Source organism: Kitasatospora sp. NPDC054768 (assembly GCF_053612025.1).
Genome location: NZ_JBSHBN010000025.1, coordinates 19763 through 38476, shown reverse-complemented (window position 1 = coordinate 38476; position 18714 = coordinate 19763). Strand labels below are relative to the sequence as shown.

Sequence of the window (18714 nt, the reverse complement as noted above, 5' to 3'; positions counted from 1 at the left end):
GACCGGGATGGTCCGGCTTTCCGGGCGCGCACGCTAACCGCACGTTACGCTGCCGGGAGACAGCTGGGCAGCGCTTTCGGGTGACGATCGTAGGTCTCTTGCCGTGGACGGTGGTACTGTGCGCGCTTCATTGATCCAACTCGCGGTCTCCGACGAGGAGCCGCCCGCCGAGCGGAGGGCTCGGGCGGCGGCCCTGGTACGGGCACAGCAGGGCGCCGACCTGGTGGTGCTCCCGGAGCTGTGGCCGCTCGGCGGCTTCGCCTACGACCTCTGGTCGGACGGCGCGGAGACGCTGGACGGGCCCACCTCGGACGTGATGTCGGCCGCCGCGCGGGCCGCCGGGGTCTGGCTGCACGCCGGTTCGGTCGTCGAACGCGATCCGGACGGGCCGATCTACAACACCTCGCTGCTGTTCTCCCCGGACGGCGAGCTGGTGCACACGTACCGCAAGATCCACCGCTTCGGCTTCGACAGCGGCGAGGCGGTGGTGATGGGCGCCGGGCAGGAGATCGTCACCGCGCCCACCGACTTCGCCACGCTGGGCCTGGCCACCTGCTACGACCTGCGCTTCCCGGAGCTGTTCCGGGCGCTGCTGGACGCCGGGGCGCAGCTGCTGGTGGTGCCGGCGGCCTGGCCCGCCCGGCGGCGCGAGCACTGGACGCTGCTGGCCCGGGCCCGGGCGGTGGAGGAGCAGGCCTTCGTGCTGGCCTGCAACACCGCCGGGACGCACGCCGGGGTCGAGCAGGCCGGGCACAGCATCGTGGTGGACCCGTGGGGCCGGGTGCTGGCCGAGGCGGGGGCGGGCGAGGAGGTCCTGACGGTCGAGTTCGATCCGGCCGAGGTGGCGAAGGCGCGCGCGGAGTTCCCGGTGCTGCGGGACCGTCTGCTGGGGATTCCGGCGCCGGTCCAGCGCTGAGCGGGGGTGGGCGGGGCGCCGGGGACGGGGTTCCGGAGGGTTGGTTCGTACCTGGGTCGGTCGGGTTTGAGAAGATGAGCACTCGTCGTGTTCCCCGCCGGCCCGGACGAGGGCCGGCACGGTAGGCCGCCCGAGGAGGTCGCCCCATGCCTGACAACGGCGCAGGCGACACCCCCCGCCCCGTCATCCACCGCAACAGCCTGCGCGAGCAGATCGCCGGCGCGCTGCGCGAGGAGATGATGGCCGGCCGGCTCGCGGCCGGCCGCAACTTCACCGTCAAGGAGATCGCCGAGCTGTACGGCGTCTCCGCGACCCCGGCCCGCGAGGCCCTGGTCGACCTCGGCGCGCAGGGCCTGCTGCGGGCCGAGCACCACCGCGGCTTCACCGTGCCCGAGCTGGGGTGGGACGACTTCCTGGAGATCTTCGAGTCCCGGGTGCTGATCACCGACAGCTTCCACCGCCAGTACGCCACCCGCCGGGCACTGCCCGACCTCGGTCGGCTGCCCTCGCTGCACCGGCGGGCCGACGCGGCGGTGCGGGCGGCCCGGGCCGGGAACCTGGACGTCATGGTGGGCTGCGACCGCCGGTTCTGGCAGGAGGTCGGCGCGCTGCTCGGCAACCGCCGGATCGCCGACTACCTGGACTGGCTGCGGGTGCAGTCCTGGATGTTCGCCGCGCCCTACCTGCGGGAGCTGCCCGCGCTGGGCGGGATCTGCTGGGAGCGCCACCCGGACCTGGTCGCGGCGATCGAGGCCCGCGACGCGATCGGCGCGCACCGGATCATCTGCGAGTACAACCTGTACACCGTCCGGCTGCTGGCCGGGCTGGCCGGGCAGCCGCTGGAGTCGGTGACCGTCCTGGACCTGCTCACCGAGTTCGTCGGGGAGGAGCCGGCGCCGGTGCCGGTCGAACCGCCGCCCGCGCCGGCGGCCCCGCCGGAGCCGGGCGACGAGCCCGAGCCCGGTGCCGGGCCCGGTGCGGCCCGCACCGGGCGGACCCGCAGCGCCGAGGTGGGCCGGGAACTCGGCCGTGAGCTGGGACTGGGCCTCGGGCTGGTGCCGCAGCCGCGCACGGTGCCGTACGGCCGGTTCGGCCGACGGCTGTCCGAACCGCCCCCGGAGGCCCCTCGGGGACGGCCCGACCCGCACGCCGCGCCGGGCCGGTAGGGTGGGCGGTCATCGGACCGGGCGCCTCCTGAAGGGCCGTCCGGGTACCGACCCGACCCCCGTCGTCGCCCCGCCCGCGCGGGCGATCCCCGCCTCCGGAGAGGAACTGCCGGCCATGGCCTGCGACCTCTGGCTCGTCCCGCTGGTGGACGCGCTGAGCCACAGCCCCGACAACCCCTTCCGGGACGACCTCGCGCTCTACAACTCGGTGCTGGCCTCGCGCGGGCTGCCCGAGGTGCCGGTCTACCGGTTCGTCCCGGGCATCAGCGGCGCGGTCGAGCCGATAGCCGCCTTCGACTACGACTCGCTGCACTTCCTGCGCCGCGCCTACCTGTTGGGCCTCACCGGCCTGGACATCACCCCGGTCGACGCGCTCGGCGGCGACTACGAGCAGTTGCTGGAGATGTTCGAGAGCAGCGCCGAACAGTCGCACCTGGTCTGGCACTTCGACCACGCCGGCGCGTACGTGCCGGTCGAGTTCGCGGTGCCGCTGGTGGACGACACGCTGCTCGCCGCCGGCGGCCCGCTCGGCTCCAGCCACGGGCTGCTGCGCGAACTCCAGGCCGTCGCACCGGCGCTGGGCATCGACCCGCTCAACCCGCCGGACCCGACCCGGCCGCTCGGCCCGACCGGCCTGGAGCAGCCGTTCGGGCCGCCGATCGACGACGTCCACCCCTTCGCCCGGGAGCGGCACGCCTGGTCGGGCCTGTACGCGGCGGCGACCAGGAGCGTCACCCAGGGCTCGATGATCGTCTTCGCCTGACCCCGGGCGGACAGGTTCTAGCGCAGCGGCCCCTCCGGCGGCCGCTGGCGCGGCATGGTGGGCCGGGTGCCCGGCGGCGGCAGCACCCGCACCTGGGCGCCCACCCCGGGCTCGCTGCGCCCGCCCCAGGCCCCGCCGGACTGGGTGGGCAGCTGGGTCATCGAGGCGCGGAACTCCAGCATCCACTCCGAGGTCTCGGAGCGGACCATGTCCGAGACGTCCTCACAGAACCGTCGCAGCACGCCCAGGCAGCGCTCGGCGGCCTCGCCCGCGGTGCCCTCGGTCGGGCCGAGCACCTCGCGCACGCACTCCGACGCCCAGTCGAACTGGAAGGCCTCCAGGCGGCGTTGCAGGGCCTGGCCGGTGGAGACGTCCCGCATCCAGCCGGAGGTGAGACCGAAGACCCGGTCGGTGGCCAGGCAGGCGGCGGAGAGCGCGAAGCCGACGTAGCCCCAGCCGGTGCCGTGCGCGAAGGCGCCGGCCAGGTCGACCAGCGGGGCGGTCACCCCGCCCACCGCGAAGCCGGCCGCGCCGAACCGCAGCACGCGGGCCCAGCGGCGCTTCCAGACGCGGTCCCGGCGGTACCACTCGATCGCCTCGACCGCCCGCTCCTCGGACCAGCGGTAGAGCTCCTCCAGCCGTTCGGCGGGCTCGCCCCAGTCCCCCAGCGGGAACTGGCGGGTGCTCAGATCGGCCCGCTGGCGGGTGGAGGCCCGTCGGACGACGGCGGCGGCGGGCGGGTCCTCCTCACCGATCTCCTTGCCCCAGGCACTCTCCTCGGGCTGCATTTCCGGCTGGCTCACCTGTGGGGCTCCCTGTGGCGGGCGGACTGCTGGCTCTGTCGGCGCAACGGCTGACGTGGTGTCCGCCGGTGGTTCTCCAACAGCACTTCTTACCGCCAAATGGCTGACCGTGGGGGCGCTTCTCCGCTGATCGTTACCGGTTTCGGCCAACGGAACCCGAGGTGGGCGGGTTGCGGGAGGCGGCGAGATTTCACCCGTCCGAGCGAGGGCCCGGTGACCCGACGTCGTGACCCGACCACCCACCGCCGAACCGGCCCCGCCGGGCTTGGAGGATCCTCCGACATCCTCGGCGTACGGAGCTCCTCCGCTGGAGGATCCGACGGGACCGGGGAGCGGCCGGAACAGGCCACCGACTACGCTGCCAGGCGTGAAGGTCCTCGTCATCGGCGGCGGCGCCCGCGAACACGCCCTGTGCCGCTCCCTGTCCCAAGATCCCGCAGTGACCGAACTGCACTGTGCCCCGGGCAACGCCGGGATCGCGCAGGTCGCGACGGTCCACCCGGTCGACCAGCTGGACGGCGCGCAGGTCGCCGCGCTGGCCGGCCGGCTCGGTGCCGCCCTGGTGGTGGTCGGCCCGGAGGCCCCGCTGGTGGCCGGCGTCGCGGACGCCGTGCGCGCGGCCGGCGTCCCGGTGTTCGGTCCGTCCGCCGCGGCCGCCGAACTGGAGGGCTCGAAGGCCTTCGCCAAGGATGTGATGGCCGCGGCCGGCGTCCCCACCGCCCGGTCCTACGTCTGCACCACCGCGGCCGAGGCCGCCGAGGCGCTGGACGCCTTCGGCGCACCGTACGTGGTCAAGGACGACGGCCTGGCCGCCGGCAAGGGCGTCGTGGTCACCTCCGACCGCGAGGCCGCGCTGGCGCACGCCGCCGGCTGCGAGCGCGTGGTCATCGAGGAGTACCTGGACGGCCCCGAGGTCTCGCTGTTCGCGATCACCGACGGCACCACCGTCGTCCCGCTCCAGCCCGCCCAGGACTTCAAGCGCGCGCTGGACGGCGACGAGGGCCCGAACACCGGCGGCATGGGCGCCTACTCCCCGCTGCCGTGGGCGCCCGCCGGGCTGGTCGAGGAGGTCCTGGAGACCGTCCTCCAGCCGACCGTGGACGAGCTGCGCCGCCGCGGCACCGAGTTCTCCGGCCTGCTGTACGCGGGCCTGGCGCTCACCTCGCGCGGCACCCGGGTGATCGAGTTCAACGCCCGCTTCGGCGACCCGGAGACCCAGGTCGTGCTGGCCCGGCTGCGCACCCCGCTGGCGGGCGTGCTGCTCGCCTCCGCCACCGGAAGCCTGGACCAGCTGGAGCCGCTGCGCTGGGACGAGGGCGCGGCCGTCACCGTGGTCGTCGCCTCCGAGGGCTACCCGGACGCCCCGCGCACCGGCGACCCGATCGAGGGCCTGGCCGAGGCGGAGGCGGACGGCACCGCGTTCGTGCTGCACGCCGGGACGAAGGCGGACGAGGACGGCCGGGTGCTGAGCGCCGGCGGCCGTGTCCTGTCGGTCACCGCGACCGGCACCGACCTGGCCGAGGCGCGCGAGCGCGCGTACGCCGCGGTGGACCGGATCTCCCTCAAGGGCGGCCAGCACCGCACCGACATCGCGCTGAAGGCGGCCACCGCCTGAGCCCCCCGCCCGCTCCGCCCGCGGCCCCCGTGCGAACCGCTCGCACGGGGGCCGCGGTGCGTGCCACCGAGGTAGGGGCTGCGGCCCGCAGCCGCCCCTACCAGCAGGGGTGAGCGGGATTCGAACATCCGCGCCCACCGGTCAACCCCATGGGCGCAGCGTTCCCGGCGTTTCGGGGCCGGAGCGGCCACGGGGGCCGACGCACCGTTCGGCCGACGGATTCCAGCCCATCGGGTGACAGCACCCGCATCCGGCTGACGCAACCGGCCGCGCGGCCTTATGGTGCGCTGGATCGCGGTGCGCGGGGCCCGTGTGCCGGGGTCGCCGCCGGGTAGCGGTGCTCCCATGGGGGGATGCTGGACGGCGTCCGGCCGGTCGGTCGTCGGGGTGCTTCGCACCGGACCGGTCGCCGGCGTCCGGGCGGTGTCACCGGAACACCCGGGCGGTGTCACCGGAACAACCGGGCGGCGTCACCGGAACAACCGGGCGGCGTCACCGGAACAACCGGGCGGTGTCACCGGGACGAGTGGAAACCGGGGTGATCCGGAACGCCCACCCGGACCGGGGCGTCGAAAATGTCAGTAGCGCCACGCAGCATGCACTACCGGGATCGGACACCTCCGCATTCCCGGTCGGAACTGATCGTTTCGAGTCGGCTCAGGGCCCGAAGCCGGGCGCCCGAGGGCTCCGAAGGGGGTGCCGCACCGTATGGCCGCAATCGACATCGCGCGCGCTCACGCCCAGGTGGTGCTGCGGATCCGAGGCCTCGCCCGGGCCGCCGCCGCCCTGCCCGCCGCCGTGGCGGTGGTCCTGCTCGCCGGCCGGTTCACCGGCCGGATCGGCGCGCCCGGGGCCGCCGACGCCGCGGGCTGGGACGCCGCCCGCTGGGCGGTCTGCGCGGTCGCCGCGCTGACCCTCGCGGTGGCCGGGCTGACCGCCCGGGCCCTGCACCGGACCGTCCCGCCGCGCACCCCGGCCGTCCCGCTGGAGCGCGCCGAGGCCCCCGAGCTGTACCGGCTGATCGGCGAGCTGGCGGATCGGCTGGAGGTGCCCGCGCCCTCGGCCGTGGCCCTCACCCCGGACTGCGACAGCTGGCTGGAGGACGTCCCGCCGAGCCGGCGGACGGCTCCGCCGCGGCCGGACCCCGGGGCGCCCGCCCCCGTCCTGGTGATCGGCTCGCCCTTCCTGTGGTGGATGCGGGCCGGTGAACTGCGCGCCCTGCTCGCCCCCGTGGTGGCCGGCACCGCCGCCTCCGCCGACCCGGAGATCGCCGCCGCCCGGCGCTTCCTGCGCAGCCTGGACGCCTGTCTGGACTCCGGCGCCGGCGCGGCCCCCGGTCTCGGCGGCGCCACCCTGGCCGCCCCGCCCCGGCCGCCCCGGCGCGGTCCGGCGGCGCTCGCCGACCGGATCGTCCGCAGGGTCGTGCGCCGCCTGCTCGGCGCCTGCCGGGGCCACTCCGCCGAGCTGGAGCGCTCGGTCGCGAGCTGGGCCTCCGAGCAGGCCAGGACGGTCGACTACGGACTGCGGATCGCCGCCCAGGAGCAGGTCGGCCTGGCCTACGCGGGCTGGGACCGGCTGCTCACCAGGGTCGCGCTGCCCGCCTGGCGGCTCGGCCGCCACCCGGCCCACCTCAACGCCGGCGTGGTCGCCGCGCTCACCGAGCTGTCCCGGCGCGACCGGCTGGCCGACGGCTACGGCAGCCGGCTCGGCGACCGCCCCGCCTGCGACCTGCTGGAGGAGCCCGGCACCGTCGACCGGGCGGTCTCCCGGCTCGCCGCCGACCTGTTCTTCGGCCGCCCGGCGGCCGGCGCCTGGCGCGAGCTGGAGTGGGCCGACTACCCGGCCGAGGTGGTGGACGCCGGCTGGCGGGCGGGCGCCGCCACCCTGCAGACCGCCCTGGACCGGCTCGCCCCGCAGTCCCGCCCCGGCGCCCCGACCCTCACCCGGCTGCTGGGCCGGCTCGCCGAGGGCGACGGAGAGCTGCTGGCCGCCGCGCTCGCCGCCCAGCTGGCCCGCACCACCGCCCCGGCCCCGCTGCTCGAACCCGACCGCAGCGGCCGCGACCTGCTGGTCGACCACGTCACCGCGATGGTCTGCTGCGCCGCCGTGGACACCGCCGGCGGCGCCCCCGGCCTGGACTGGCTGGACGGCCCGGTGCTGCTGCTCGGCGGGGTGCGCCGCACCGACCTGGCCGGTCCGGTCGCCCAGGCCGTCGAGCAGGGCCAGGACGGTCCGCTGCGCGCCTGGCTGGACGCCGCCGACGTCCGTCTTGAGAAACCCGTGCGCCTCTGACGTCCCGGGTGTCACAGGAGGGCGCTCGGCACCGCCGCACGCGCCCCCAAAAGGGTCGGCCGCGGGGCGTCTTCGCAGGCCGGAGGCCCCTCCCGGGAGGCGCGCGAGATTCCCCGCACCAATCGCTACCGGAGGGTGACGCTGCGACAGCAGTCTGTGGTGTATTAGACCGCACGCACATCCGGGGGGCACGTGCCAACCGGGCGGAAGTGCACCTGGGAGGGGCGCGTGGGGACCGAACTCAACCGCCGCTGGGAGTCGGGGACGCACGCCTACAGCGTGTCCGACCCCTTCGGCCAGGGCCCGCTGCCCTGGCTGCGCAGCCCGGACCAGTACCTGGCCGGGGCGGAGGGCGCCGTGCCCTGGTACGTCTCGGTGGGCGCGCCGGGCCAGCAGTCGCTGACGGCCGGAGTCCGCAGGAAGCCGTCCGTCGGAACCCCGCAGGGCGCCAACGACGTGGACCAGCAGATCAAGGGCTTCGCCTCGGCCGGGGTGGTCCGCCCCGGCGGCTCGGTGGACTTCCGGGTCACCGTCAACCCGCCCCGCGAGTTCACCGTGAACATCTTCCGGATCGGCCACTACGGCGGTGACGGCGCCCGCCACATGACCTCCAGCCCGTCGATCGCCGGCCTCGCCCAGCCCGCCCCGCTGGTGGTCGACCGGACGGTCTCCTGCCACCACTGGTGGCACTCCTGGCGGCAACAGATCCCGGCGCACTGGAAGCCCGGCGCCTACGTCGCCGTGCTGACCACCGCGGACATGCTGCACCGCAGCCACATCCCCTTCACCGTCCGGGACTTCGAGGACCGGGCGGGCACCGCCGAACTGCTCCTGGTGCTCCCGGACGTGACCTGGCAGGCGTACAACCTGTTCCCCGAGGACGGCCGCACCGGCGCCAGCCTCTACCACGCCTGGGACGGCCGGGGCGGCCTGGTCGGCGAGCCGGAGGCGGCCGTCACCGTCTCCTTCGACCGCCCGCACGCCACCGCCGGACTGCCGCTGCACGTCGGCCACGCGTACGACTTCATCCGCTGGGCCGAGCGCTTCGGCTACGACCTCTCCTACGCCACCGCCACCGACCTGCACGCCGGCCTGGTGGACCCGTCCCGGCACCGGGCGCTGGTCTTCCCCGGCCACGACGAGTACTGGTCCGAGCCGATGCGCCGGGCCGCCGAGCGGGCCAGGGACGGCGGCACCTCGCTGGTGTTCCTCTCCGCCAACACCATGTACTGGCGGGTCGAGCTGACCGCCGCCGCCTCCGGCGAGCCCAACCGGCTGCTCAACTGCCGCAAGCGGCAGAAGGTCGGTGCCGGCAGCCCGGCCGCCGGGGCGCCCGGCGCGGCCAGCGCGCTGTGGCGGGACGCCGGGGAGCCCGAGCAGCACCTGCTCGGGGTGCAGTACTCGGGGCGGGTCGCCGCGCCCGTCCCGCTGGTCGCCCGGCACACCGCGCACTGGCTCTGGGACGGCACCGGCCTCCAGGAGGGCGACGAGCTGCCCGGGCTGGTCGCCGGCGAGGCCGACCGCTACTACCCCAAGGTGGCGCTGCCCGAGCACGTCGAGCGGGTGCTGCTGGCGCACTCGCCGTACCAGGACCCGGCCGGCCGCACCCGCTACCAGGAGACCTCGCTGTACCGCGCGCCCAGCGGCGCGTACGTCTTCGCGGCCGGCACCTTCGCCTGGTCGCCCGCGCTGGGGCGCCCGGGGCTGACCGACGAGCGCATCCAGCGGGCCACCGCCAACCTGCTGGACCGGCTCTGCAAGAACCAGCTGCACTGACCACGGTGGCCGGGAACCGGCGCGCGGTGGCCGGAGAACCGGCGTTCCGGCGGGCGTGAAAGACTGCGGGGGCAGTGACCTCCCCTTTCGCGGTGCCCCCGCCCGTGAACGACCCCTGAGGACTGAACACCTTGAGCGGATTTGTCACCAAGCCCGAGCCGGTCCAGGTACCCGGCCTGGTCCACCTGCACACCGGCAAGGTGCGCGACCTCTACCGCACCGGTTCGGGCGAGCTGGTCATGGTGGCCAGCGACCGGACGTCCGCCCACGACTGGGTGCTGCCGAACGAGATCCCGGACAAGGGCCGCATCCTCACCCAGCTGTCGCTGTGGTGGTTCGAGCGGATCGCCGACATCGTTCCCAACCACGTGATCTCCACCGAGGTCCCGGCCGGCGCCCCGGCCGACTGGAAGGGCCGCACGCTGGTCTGCCGCAGCCTGGAGATGATCCCGGTCGAGGCGGTCGCCCGCGGCTACCTGGCCGGCTCCGGCCTGGCCGAGTACCAGGAGAGCCGCACGGTCTGCGGCATCGCGCTGCCGGAGGGCCTGGAGAACAGCTCCGAGCTGCCCGCCCCGATCTACACCCCCGCGCTCAAGGCCGAGGTCGGCGAGCACGACGAGAACGTCTCCTACGAGGAGACCGCCCGCCGGATCGGCGCCGAACTCGCCTCGCAGTTGCGCCGCACCACCCTGGACGTCTACGCCCGGGCCCGGGACATCGCCCGCGCGCGCGGCATCATCCTGGCCGACACCAAGTTCGAGTTCGGCCTGCTGGACGGCGAGCTGGTGATCGGCGACGAGGTGCTCACCCCGGACTCCTCCCGCTACTGGCCGGCCGACGAGTACGAGGCGGGCCGCTCGCAGTCGTCCTTCGACAAGCAGCTGATCCGCGACTGGCTGGTCTCCCCGGACTCCGGCTGGGACCGCTACAGCGAGCAGCCGCCGCCGGCGCTGCCGGCCGAGATCGTCGAGCTGACCCGCGCCAAGTACATCGACGTGTACGAGCGGCTGACCGGGACCACCTGGGCCTGACCCGCTCGACCGCCCGCGGGCACGGCCTCAGATCCAGCCGTGCTCGCGGGCGATCCGCACCGCCGCGTGGCGGTTCTCCGCGCCCAGCTTGGTGGCCGCCGAGGACAGGTAGTTGCGCACGGTGCCCTGGGAGAGCGAGGCCCGTTCGGCGATCTCGGCGATCGGAGTGCCGTCGGCGGCCAGCTCCAGGACGTCCGTCTCGCGCGGGGTCAGCGGGGTCTCGCCGGCGCTGATCGCGTCCGCCGCCAGCTCGGGGTCCACGTACCGGCCGCCGGAGCGCACGGTGCGGATGATGCCGGCCAGGTCCGCCGCCGAGACGGTCTTCGGCAGGAAGCCGCGCACCCCGACCTCCAGCGCCCGCTTCAGGTAGCCGGGGCGGCCGTGGCCGGTGACGATCATGCAGCGGCAGTCCGGCAGCGCCAGCCGCAGCTGGGTGGCCACCTCGATGCCGTCCTTGCCCGGCATCTGGAGGTCCAGCACCGCGACGTCCGGGTGGTGGGCCAGCGCCATCGCCAGTGCCTCGGTGCCGGAGCCGGCCTGGGCGACCACCTCGATGTCGTCCTCCAGCGAGAGCAGCGCGGCCAGCGCGCCCCGGATCAGGTGCTCGTCGTCGGCGAGCAGGACGCGGACGGGCGCGGCGTTCTCGGTCATCGGGCGGTCTTTCTTCCTCAGCGGGGGAGCGGGACGGTGGCGAGCATCCGGAAGACGCCCGCCTCGGCGGTCGACACGGTCAGTTCGCCGTCGTGGGCGGCGAGCCGCTCGCGCAGTCCGCGCAGCCCGGTGCCGCTGCCCTGGGAGGGGAACGGGATGTCGGGCACCCCGTCATTCTCCAGCTCCAGTACGGCCCGTCCGTCCTCGGTCCGCAGCCGGATCAGGCAGCGGCCGGCCTCGCTGTGCCGCAGCACGTTGGTGGTGGCCTCGCGGATCACCCAGCCGAACACCGACTGGACCGGGCCCGGCAGCCGGTCGGCGTGCTCGCCGAGGTCGATCTCGCAGGAGACGTCGGCCGAACGCAGCACCGCCCGGGCGCCGATCGCCTCGGCGTGCAGGTCGGCGGTGCGGTAGCCGCGGATGACGTCCCGGACCTCGCGCTGCGACTCCTGGGCGATCTTCTGCACCTCGGCCATCTGGTCGGCGGCCTCCTCGCGCCCCCGGCGGGCGAGCTGGACGGCGAGCTCGCTCTTCAGCGCGATGGTGGTGAGGTTGCGGCCCATCACGTCGTGGAGGTCGCGGGAGAAGCGCAGCCGCTCCTCGGCGACGGCCAGCCGGGACTGGGCCTCGCGGGCGGCGTCCAGCTCCCAGACGATCGAGGTGAGCCAGGCGAAGCTGCGGCAGCTGGGGCCGAGGAAGGCCATCCCGAGGGTGAGTCCGGCCAGGTAGCCGGCGGTGCCGGCGGGGTCGATCCCGGCGAGTACCGCGGCCGGGAAGACGGCCAGCAGCATGCCCAATCCGACGACGGCGGCCCGGCGGGGAGCCAGCGCCACGCACACCGGGCCGTGGGCGAACAGCAGCAGGCTGCTGGTGACGAACAGGGTGAAGGGGAGGCCGCCGGGGCTTTCCGGTCCGCCGTGGGCGGGGCCGAACAGCAGGACGGTCCAGGAGCCCGCCACCGCGAGGCCGACCGAGAGGGCGAGCCAGAGCCGGGGGTCGGTGGGGCGGCCGAGGTAGTGGTCCATCGCGACGCGGTAGGTCCGCAGCAGGACCAGGGTGGTGGCGAGCCCGATCAGCACGGAGATCCGGATCACCGGGATGTTCCCGGCCTGGCCGACGGCGCTCCCGGCGCCGAGCAGGACGCCGGGTAGGACGAACATCGCCATCAGGTAGAGCGACCAGCGCAGGTACAGCTCGGTGCGCTGGGGTTTGCTCAGGCTGGTCCAGTGCCGATGCGGCGACCGCATTCTCACTTCTTCCGCCCCCAGTTCGACCACGATCCTGCTTGCTGCCTTCATATCAGAGGCCGTACCGGGGGCGTTCCTTCGGATTACTGCTCGATGCTCAGCGGCGCGGTTCCCAGCGGAAGTAGCGCACCGCGCCCCAGACCGCCAGGCCCAGCCAGATCGCCCCGGTGACCAGGTGCGAGCCGGCGGCGCCCCAGGAGCCGGCGAAGCCGGTCGCGGCGGCCGAGCCGTCGGTGCCGAACCAGCCGACGCGGATCAGCTGGAAGGCCGGGGTGGTCGGCAGCAGGCGGCAGATGTCGGCGAGCTGCTTGGGCATGACCTCCAGCGGGATGAACAGCCCGGAGCCGAGCTGCATCACCAGCATGATCGGCAGGGTGGTGATGCCCGCGCTCTCCACGGTCCTGGTGAAGGCGCTGGACAGCGCGGCCAGGGCGATCATGGTGGCCAGCGCGAGCAGCAGGCCGACCAGCATCAGCACCGGGTTGACCGGCACGGCCAGGTGGAGGCCGAGGCTGCCGCCGATCCCGATCAGGGCGGCCATCATCAGGCCGAGCGCGACCGAGGGGACGGCCGTGCCGAGCAGGATCTCGATGTCCCGGGCCTCGCCGGTGCGCAGCCGCTTGAGGACCAGCTCGCCGCGCCGCCCGACGTACGCGGCGGTCAGGTTGTAGTACACGACGAAGGCCAGGATCATCCCGACCGAGCCGTAGACCAGCAGCGAGTCGACGTCCAGTCCGGGGTTGGACTCGGCCTGCTGGGAGAGCGCGCCCTTCAGGGTGAAGACCAGGAACAGCGGCAGCGCCAGGGCGGTGAACAGGGCCGTGCGGTTGCGCAGCAGCAGGGTGGCCTCGGCCCGGCCGAGGGCGAGCAGCCGACGGGCGGCGGTGCTCTGCGGACCGGTGGCGGCGGTGGCGACGGTGGTGGTCATCGGGCGGATCCGATCAGGCGGCGGCGGGCGGGGCGGTCGGCGGCGGGCGCCTGCGGGGGGTTCTGGTGGGCGGCCTCGGAGGCGATCGCGAGGAAGGCCTCCTCCAGCGAGGCGCTGCGGGCGTCCAGGGCGCCGAGCGCGATCCCGTGGTGCCGGGCCCAGCCGAGCAGGTCGGTGAGGGTGTCCTGGAGCGCGAGGGTCTGCACGGTGACCTTGCGGCCGTCGAGCGCGAGTTCGGCCCCGGCCAGGACGGGCAGTGCGGCGCCGGTGAACTCGGGAAGCTCGAAGCCGATCCGGGCGGGCCGGTCGGCGATCACCTCGGCGACGGTGCCCGAGGTGACGACCCGGCCGCCGTGCATGATGGCCAGCCGGTCGGCGAGCTCCTCGGCCTCCTCCAGGTAGTGGGTGGTGAGCAGCACCGTGGTGCCCTGGGCGCGCAGCTCGCGGACCAGCTGCCAGACGGCGGCGCGCGCCTCGGGGTCGAGACCGGTGCTGGGCTCGTCCAGGAAGAGCACCTCGGGGCGGCCGAGCAGGGCCATCGCGAGGTCCAGCCGGCGCTTCTCGCCGCCGGACAGCTGCTTGACCCGGACGTTCGCGCGGTGGCCGAGGCCGACCAGCTCCAGCGCCTCCGCCACCGGGCGGGCGCCGCTGGTCATCCCGGCCCAGACGCGGCCGGTCTCGGCGGCGGTGAGCTCGCCGGGGAAGCCGCCCTCCTGGAGCATGATGCCGATCCGCGGGCGGACGGCGGCGCGCTCCTTGTGGGGGTCCAGGCCGAGCACCCGGACGGTGCCGCCGGTGGGCGCGGCCAGGCCCTCGATGACCTCCATGGTGGAGGTCTTGCCGGCCCCGTTGGTGCCGAGCAGGGCGAACAGCTCGCCGCGGCGGACGGTCAGGTCGACGCCGCGCACGGCGTGGTACCCGTTGGTGCCGCCGCCGTAGTGGCGGTGCAGGTCGGTGACCTCGATCACGTCTTCGCTGGGGCGGGGGGCCCGGCTCGTCTCCATGCCCCAAGCCTTCCGCCGACCGGGCCGCGCGGGCAGTGCGGGCCGTCATGACATCGCGGTGGGGATCCACGGGTCGGCGATGACAAATGTCATGGCCGACATCGCCGGCGCCCGGGGCACCGCCGTGCCAGGAGTGCGGGGAGGAATGCCGAAGGGCCCCCTCGCACGAGGGGGCCCTTCGGATCGGAGCGGACGACGAGATTCGAACTCGCGACCCTCACCTTGGCAAGGTGATGCTCTACCAACTGAGCCACGTCCGCAGGTCAAACTATTGAGTTGTGCTGTGCTCGCGCACTGCGAGCGGACGACGAGATTCGAACTCGCGACCCTCACCTTGGCAAGGTGATGCTCTACCAACTGAGCCACGTCCGCATGGTGCCTGGTGGGGCACCCGCCGCCTCTTCGGATCTCTCCGTTGCGGCGACGAGGAATACTCTACAGCATCGTTCGGGGTGGTCGCCCCACCCTTTCGGTCAGGGCGGGCGGGGCGACCGGGGAGCGGACTCCCGCGAGGCTCAGTTCGCCTCGGCGAACGCCTCGTACACGTGCTTGGGGATGCGGCCACGGGCCGGCAGTTCCATCCCGCGGGACAGGGCCCAGGCGCGGACGGCGGCCGGGTCCGGGGTGAGGGCGGTGCGGCGGAAGGACTTTCCGGTGCGGCTCTGGCGGCGGCCGGCGGCGACGAACGGAGCGAGGGCCTCCCGCAGCTTTTCCGCGTTGTCCACGGACAGGTCGATCTCGTACGACTTTCCGTCGACGCCGAAGTGGACGGTTTCCGCGGCGGAGCCGCCGTCCAGGTCGTCGGAGAGCGTGACAACTACACGCTGTGCCATGGGTGTCAATCCTCTCGGGCAATTCGGCCGCCGGTCCGAGGGGGTACCGGGGCCTGATGTGCACCAACTCGCGCAAGCGCGTACGGGCGCGCCGGGTGGCTCGCCTGATACGCAGCACTTGCCGCGACAGGTGGCCCTATTCTGCACCCGAAGGGGGCAGAAATCGAAGAGTCCGGCATTCTTTTCCGGATATTCACGTCTCTTCGCGGGACTCCTGGATACCGATGTGCGGGACGGGCGGTTCTGTCCCCAAGTGCCGTATTCGGGTGTTCTCCGGACGGGGCCGTTCCGAGTGCCGAATCCACGGAAACCGGTCGGCCCGGGCGGCGGGTGAGGGGTCCGGATCCCTTGTGGCGTAAGGGTCTCGGGTCTACGCGCGTCGCTATCCCCGGCCAGCAATCCTGCCCGAAACCACCGGTAGTCTGGAGTTCCCCCGCCTCACCGAAGACACCACCGGGAGTGCCAGTGGCACGCGTCGTAGTCGACGTCATGCTCAAGCCGGAGATCCTCGACCCCCAGGGACAGGCGGTGCAGCGTGCACTGCCCCGCCTCGGATTCACCGGGATCGCCGACGTCCGCCAGGGCAAGCGTTTCGAGCTGGATGTGGAGGGCCCGGTCGACGACGCGGCGCTCGCCCGTATCCGCGAAGCCGCCGAGACCTTTCTCGCCAACACCGTGATCGAGGACTTCACCGTCCGGGTCGAGGAGGAGGGCAAGTGACCACCCGCGTCGGCGTCGTCACTTTCCCCGGCTCCCTCGACGACCGCGACGCCCAGCGGGCGGTCCGCCTCGCCGGCGCCGAGCCGGTCGCCCTGTGGCACCGTGACAAGGATCTCCACCAGGTCGACGCCGTCGTCCTGCCCGGCGGATTCAGTTACGGCGACTATCTGCGCTGCGGTGCGATCTCCCGCTTCTCGCCGGTGATGGAGACCGTCATCGAGCAGGCGAAGCTCGGAATGCCGGTGCTCGGTATCTGCAACGGCTTCCAGGTGCTCTGCGAATCGCACCTGCTGCCCGGGGCGCTCACCCGGAACGACTCGCTGCACTTCATCTGCCGCGACCAGAAGCTGAGCATCGAGAACGCCGGCACCGCCTGGACCCGGGATTACTCGGTCGGCCAGGAAATCGTCGTCCCGCTGAAGAACGGCGAGGGCCGCTTCGTCGCCGAGGAGCGGGTGCTCGACGAACTGGAGGCGGAGGGCCGGGTCGTCGCCCGTTACCTGGACGTCAACCCGAACGGTTCGTACCGCGACATCGCCGGCATCACCAACGCCGCCGGCAATGTCGTCGGCCTGATGCCGCACCCGGAGCACGCCGTGGAGCCGCTCACCGGCCCGACCACCGAGGGCCTGGGCTTCTTCACTTCCGTCCTGAAGCAGCTGGTGAACGCCTGATGAGCCTCGACACCGTCAAGAACGCCGAGCAGACCCCGGACGCCGCCCAGCCCTGGGCCGAGCTCGGCCTCAAGGAGGACGAGTACGCGCGCATCCGGGAGATCCTCGGCCGCCGCCCGACCGGCGCCGAACTCGCCATGTACTCGGTCATGTGGTCGGAGCACTGTTCGTACAAGAGCAGCAAGGTCCACCTGAAGCAGTTCGGCGAGAAGAAGCCGGATTCGGACGCGATGCTCGTCGGCATCGGCGAGAACGCCGGCGTCGTCGACGTCGGCCAGGGGTACGCGGTCACCTTCAAGGTCGAGTCGCACAACCACCCGTCGTACATCGAGCCCTACCAGGGCGCGGCCACCGGCATCGGCGGCATCGTGCGCGACATCCTGGCGATGGGCGCCCGCCCGGTCGCCGTGATGGACCCGCTGCGCTTCGGTGCGGCCGACCACCCGGACACCCGGCGCGTGCTGCCCGGGATCGTCGCGGGCATCGGCGGCTACGGCAACTGCCTGGGCCTGCCGAACATCGGCGGCGAGGTCGTCTTCGACTCCTGCTACCAGGGCAACCCGCTGGTCAACGCGCTGTGCGTGGGCGTCATGAAGCACGAGGACATCCACCTCGCGCAGGCCTCCGGCGCCGGCAACAAGGTCATCCTGTACGGCGCCCGCACCGGCGGCGACGGCATCGGCGGCGTCTCGGTGCTCGCCTCCGAGACCTTCGACGACAGCAAGCCGGCCAAGCGCCCGGCCGTCCAGGTCGGCGACCCGTTCCAGGAGAAGCTCCTGATCGAGTGCACCCTGGAGATCTTCCGGGAGAAGCTCGTCAAGGGCATCCAGGACCTCGGTGGCGCCGGTCTGTCCTGCGCCACCAGCGAGCTGGCCTCGGCCGGCTCCGGCGGCATGCGGATCGAGCTCGACACCGTGCACCTGCGCGACCACACGCTCTCGCCGGAGGAGATCCTCATGAGCGAGTCGCAGGAGCGCATGTGCGCGATCGTGGAGCCCGACAAGGTCGACCGCTTCCTGGAGATCTGCGAGAAGTGGGACGTCATCGCCAACGTCATCGGTGAGGTGACCGACGGCGAGCGCCTGGAGATCTTCTGGCACGGCGAGCTCGTGGTGGACGTCCCGCCGCGCACCGTCGCCCACGAGGGCCCGACCTACGAGCGCCCGTACGCCCGCCCGAGCTGGCAGGACGCGCTGCAGGCCGACGCCCCGACCGCCGAGCGGCTGGCCCGCCCGACCACCGGCGAGGGCCTCAAGGCCGACCTGCTGAAGGTCGCGAGCCACCCGAACCAGGCCTCCAAGTCCTGGATCACCGACCAGTACGACCGCTACGTGCTCGGCAACACCGTGCTCTCGCACGGCGAGGACTCGGGCATGATCCGGATCGACGACGAGACCAACCTCGGCGTCTCGGTCGCCACCGACGGCAACGGCCGCTTCGCCAAGCTGGACCCGTACACCGGCGCCCAGCTGGCCCTGGCCGAGGCGTACCGCAACGTCGCGGCCGGCGGTGCCAAGCCGCTCGCCGTCTCCGACTGCCTCAACTTCGGCTCCCCCGAGGACCCGGACGTGATGTGGCAGTTCGCCGAGGCCACCCGCGGCCTGGCCGACGCCTGCCTGGTGCTCGGCACCCCGGTCACCGGCGGAAACGTCTCGCTGTACAACCAGACCGGCGAGGTCGCCATCCACCCGACCCCGGTGGTCGCGGTGCTCGGCGTCATCGACGACGTCACCCGGCGCACCCCGCTGGCCTTCGCCGAGGAGGGGCAGCTGCTCTACCTGCTCGGCGACACGGCGGACGAGCTCGGCGGCTCGGCCTGGTCGCAGGCCGTCCACGACCACCTCGGCGGCCTGCCGCCCGCGGTGGACCTGGAGCGCGAGCGGCTGCTCGGCGAGATCCTGATCGCCGCCTCGCGCGACGGCATGATCGACGCCGCGCACGACCTGTCCGACGGCGGTCTCGGTCAGGCGCTGGTGGAGAGCTGCCTCAAGGGCGGCCACGGTGCGCGGATCGTTCTGCCCGAGGGCCAGGACCCGTTCGTCCTGCTGTTCTCGGAGTCGGCCGGCCGCGCCGTCGTGGCGGTGCCGCGCAGCGAGGAGCTCCGGTTCAACGACATGTGCACCGCGCGCGGCCTGCCGGCCACCCGGATCGGTGTCGTGGACGGCGAAAGCCTGGACGTCCAGGGCCAGTTCAGCGTCTCGCTGGCCGAGCTGAAGGACGCCCGCACCGGTGTCATCGAGGCCCTGCTGGCCTGACGCACGGTCGACGAGGGGCGGGTGGTTCTCTGGTGAACCA

16 protein-coding genes and 2 tRNA genes are annotated in these 18714 nt (G+C 73.6%); 10 read left to right on the top strand and 8 right to left on the bottom strand.

Annotation, left to right across the window (positions count from 1 at the left end; all coding sequences use genetic code 11):
• Nucleotides 1-118: 118 nt before the first annotated feature.
• The 3 genes from ACWGKU_RS10590 to ACWGKU_RS10580 all read left to right on the top strand — a co-directional run bounded on the left by ACWGKU_RS10590 (nucleotide 119) and on the right by ACWGKU_RS10580 (nucleotide 2845).
• The gene (locus ACWGKU_RS10590) at nucleotides 119-916 is read left to right on the top strand and encodes a carbon-nitrogen family hydrolase (protein ID WP_380541343.1); all 798 of its coding nucleotides are present in this window, start codon (nucleotides 119-121) and stop codon (nucleotides 914-916) included.
• 146 nt (nucleotides 917-1062) lie between these two features.
• Nucleotides 1063-2082, top strand: coding sequence for a GntR family transcriptional regulator (locus ACWGKU_RS10585; protein WP_380541346.1), 1020 nt, complete (start codon nucleotides 1063-1065; stop codon nucleotides 2080-2082).
• A 115-nt stretch (nucleotides 2083-2197) separates the two neighbouring features.
• Entirely contained in the window at nucleotides 2198-2845 is a 648-nt protein-coding gene (locus tag ACWGKU_RS10580; RefSeq protein WP_359897704.1) for a hypothetical protein, read from the top strand.
• 17 nt (nucleotides 2846-2862) lie between these two features.
• On the opposite strand, the gene ACWGKU_RS10575 is transcribed toward ACWGKU_RS10580, so the two are convergent.
• On the bottom strand, nucleotides 2863-3648 hold the full coding sequence (locus tag ACWGKU_RS10575) for an SLATT domain-containing protein (RefSeq protein ID WP_359897705.1): 786 nt from the start codon (nucleotides 3646-3648) through the stop codon (nucleotides 2863-2865).
• 367 nt (nucleotides 3649-4015) lie between these two features.
• On the opposite strand from ACWGKU_RS10575, the gene purD reads away from it, so the two are divergent.
• The 4 genes from purD to ACWGKU_RS10555 all read left to right on the top strand — a co-directional run bounded on the left by purD (nucleotide 4016) and on the right by ACWGKU_RS10555 (nucleotide 10362).
• Nucleotides 4016-5263 carry a phosphoribosylamine--glycine ligase gene (gene purD / locus ACWGKU_RS10570; RefSeq protein WP_401054662.1) on the top strand — a complete coding sequence of 416 codons (1248 nt, stop codon included), beginning with the start codon at nucleotides 4016-4018 and terminating at the stop codon, nucleotides 5261-5263.
• Between the two features lie 708 nt (nucleotides 5264-5971).
• Nucleotides 5972-7555 (top strand): hypothetical protein, encoded by a 1584-nt coding sequence (locus ACWGKU_RS10565; RefSeq protein WP_452178184.1) that lies wholly within the window; start codon nucleotides 5972-5974, stop codon nucleotides 7553-7555.
• Between the two features lie 228 nt (nucleotides 7556-7783).
• Nucleotides 7784-9331 (top strand): N,N-dimethylformamidase beta subunit family domain-containing protein, encoded by a 1548-nt coding sequence (locus tag ACWGKU_RS10560; protein ID WP_401052056.1) that lies wholly within the window; start codon nucleotides 7784-7786, stop codon nucleotides 9329-9331.
• Nucleotides 9332-9462: 131 nt separating this feature from the next.
• On the top strand, nucleotides 9463-10362 hold the full coding sequence (locus tag ACWGKU_RS10555; RefSeq protein WP_401052053.1) for a phosphoribosylaminoimidazolesuccinocarboxamide synthase: 900 nt from the start codon (nucleotides 9463-9465) through the stop codon (nucleotides 10360-10362).
• A gap of 27 nt (nucleotides 10363-10389) precedes the next feature.
• Here the strand turns inward: ACWGKU_RS10555 and ACWGKU_RS10550 are convergent, their stop codons facing one another.
• The 7 genes from ACWGKU_RS10550 to ACWGKU_RS10520 all read right to left on the bottom strand — a co-directional run bounded on the left by ACWGKU_RS10550 (nucleotide 10390) and on the right by ACWGKU_RS10520 (nucleotide 15025).
• Nucleotides 10390-11013 (bottom strand): response regulator, encoded by a 624-nt coding sequence (locus ACWGKU_RS10550; RefSeq protein WP_452178183.1) that lies wholly within the window; start codon nucleotides 11011-11013, stop codon nucleotides 10390-10392.
• A gap of 17 nt (nucleotides 11014-11030) precedes the next feature.
• Complete coding sequence (locus tag ACWGKU_RS10545; protein WP_452178182.1) at nucleotides 11031-12260, bottom strand: sensor histidine kinase; 1230 nt, start codon at nucleotides 12258-12260, stop codon at nucleotides 11031-11033.
• A 97-nt stretch (nucleotides 12261-12357) separates the two neighbouring features.
• Nucleotides 12358-13188 (bottom strand): ABC transporter permease, encoded by an 831-nt coding sequence (locus ACWGKU_RS10540; RefSeq protein WP_401052045.1) that lies wholly within the window; start codon nucleotides 13186-13188, stop codon nucleotides 12358-12360.
• A complete protein-coding gene (locus ACWGKU_RS10535; protein WP_452178181.1) occupies nucleotides 13185-14192 on the bottom strand; it encodes an ABC transporter ATP-binding protein in 1008 nt (335 codons plus the stop codon). Before ACWGKU_RS10535 ends, ACWGKU_RS10540 begins: the two co-directional genes overlap by 4 nt.
• A gap of 187 nt (nucleotides 14193-14379) precedes the next feature.
• Nucleotides 14380-14452 (bottom strand) — tRNA-Gly (locus ACWGKU_RS10530).
• Nucleotides 14453-14491: 39 nt separating this feature from the next.
• Nucleotides 14492-14564: transfer RNA gene (locus tag ACWGKU_RS10525), tRNA-Gly, on the bottom strand.
• 143 nt (nucleotides 14565-14707) lie between these two features.
• On the bottom strand, nucleotides 14708-15025 hold the full coding sequence (locus ACWGKU_RS10520; RefSeq protein WP_359897715.1) for a histone-like nucleoid-structuring protein Lsr2: 318 nt from the start codon (nucleotides 15023-15025) through the stop codon (nucleotides 14708-14710).
• A gap of 465 nt (nucleotides 15026-15490) precedes the next feature.
• Here ACWGKU_RS10520 and purS point away from each other — a divergent pair, with 465 nt between their 5' ends.
• Genes purS through purL form a run of 3 tightly spaced genes read left to right on the top strand, consistent with a single transcriptional unit; the run spans nucleotide 15491 to nucleotide 18674 of the window.
• Nucleotides 15491-15745: a phosphoribosylformylglycinamidine synthase subunit PurS gene (purS, locus tag ACWGKU_RS10515; RefSeq protein WP_049654013.1), complete on the top strand. Its 255-nt coding sequence runs from the start codon at nucleotides 15491-15493 to the stop codon at nucleotides 15743-15745.
• Nucleotides 15742-16419, top strand: coding sequence for a phosphoribosylformylglycinamidine synthase subunit PurQ (gene purQ, locus ACWGKU_RS10510; protein WP_359897716.1), 678 nt, complete (start codon nucleotides 15742-15744; stop codon nucleotides 16417-16419). The genes purS and purQ overlap by 4 nt, the downstream gene beginning before the upstream one ends.
• Nucleotides 16419-18674: a phosphoribosylformylglycinamidine synthase subunit PurL gene (gene purL, locus ACWGKU_RS10505; RefSeq protein WP_387726658.1), complete on the top strand. Its 2256-nt coding sequence runs from the start codon at nucleotides 16419-16421 to the stop codon at nucleotides 18672-18674. The genes purQ and purL overlap by 1 nt, the downstream gene beginning before the upstream one ends.
• The last annotated feature ends 40 nt before the right edge of the window (nucleotides 18675-18714 follow it).

Bases quoted from the DNA above. Each gene is read 5' to 3' on its own strand.
- ACWGKU_RS10535 (WP_452178181.1), bottom strand. From the start codon at position 14,192: ATGGAGACGAGCCGGGCCCCCCGCCCCAGCGAAGACGTGATCGAGGTC.
- ACWGKU_RS10540 (WP_401052045.1), bottom strand. From the start codon at position 13,188: ATGACCACCACCGTCGCCACCGCCGCCACCGGTCCGCAGAGCACCGCC.
- purL (WP_387726658.1), top strand. From the start codon at position 16,419: ATGAGCCTCGACACCGTCAAGAACGCCGAGCAGACCCCGGACGCCGCC.
- ACWGKU_RS10585 (WP_380541346.1), top strand. From the start codon at position 1,063: ATGCCTGACAACGGCGCAGGCGACACCCCCCGCCCCGTCATCCACCGC.
- ACWGKU_RS10545 (WP_452178182.1), bottom strand. From the start codon at position 12,260: ATGCGGTCGCCGCATCGGCACTGGACCAGCCTGAGCAAACCCCAGCGC.
- ACWGKU_RS10520 (WP_359897715.1), bottom strand. From the start codon at position 15,025: ATGGCACAGCGTGTAGTTGTCACGCTCTCCGACGACCTGGACGGCGGC.
- ACWGKU_RS10565 (WP_452178184.1), top strand. From the start codon at position 5,972: ATGGCCGCAATCGACATCGCGCGCGCTCACGCCCAGGTGGTGCTGCGG.
- ACWGKU_RS10580 (WP_359897704.1), top strand. From the start codon at position 2,198: ATGGCCTGCGACCTCTGGCTCGTCCCGCTGGTGGACGCGCTGAGCCAC.
- ACWGKU_RS10550 (WP_452178183.1), bottom strand. From the start codon at position 11,013: ATGACCGAGAACGCCGCGCCCGTCCGCGTCCTGCTCGCCGACGACGAG.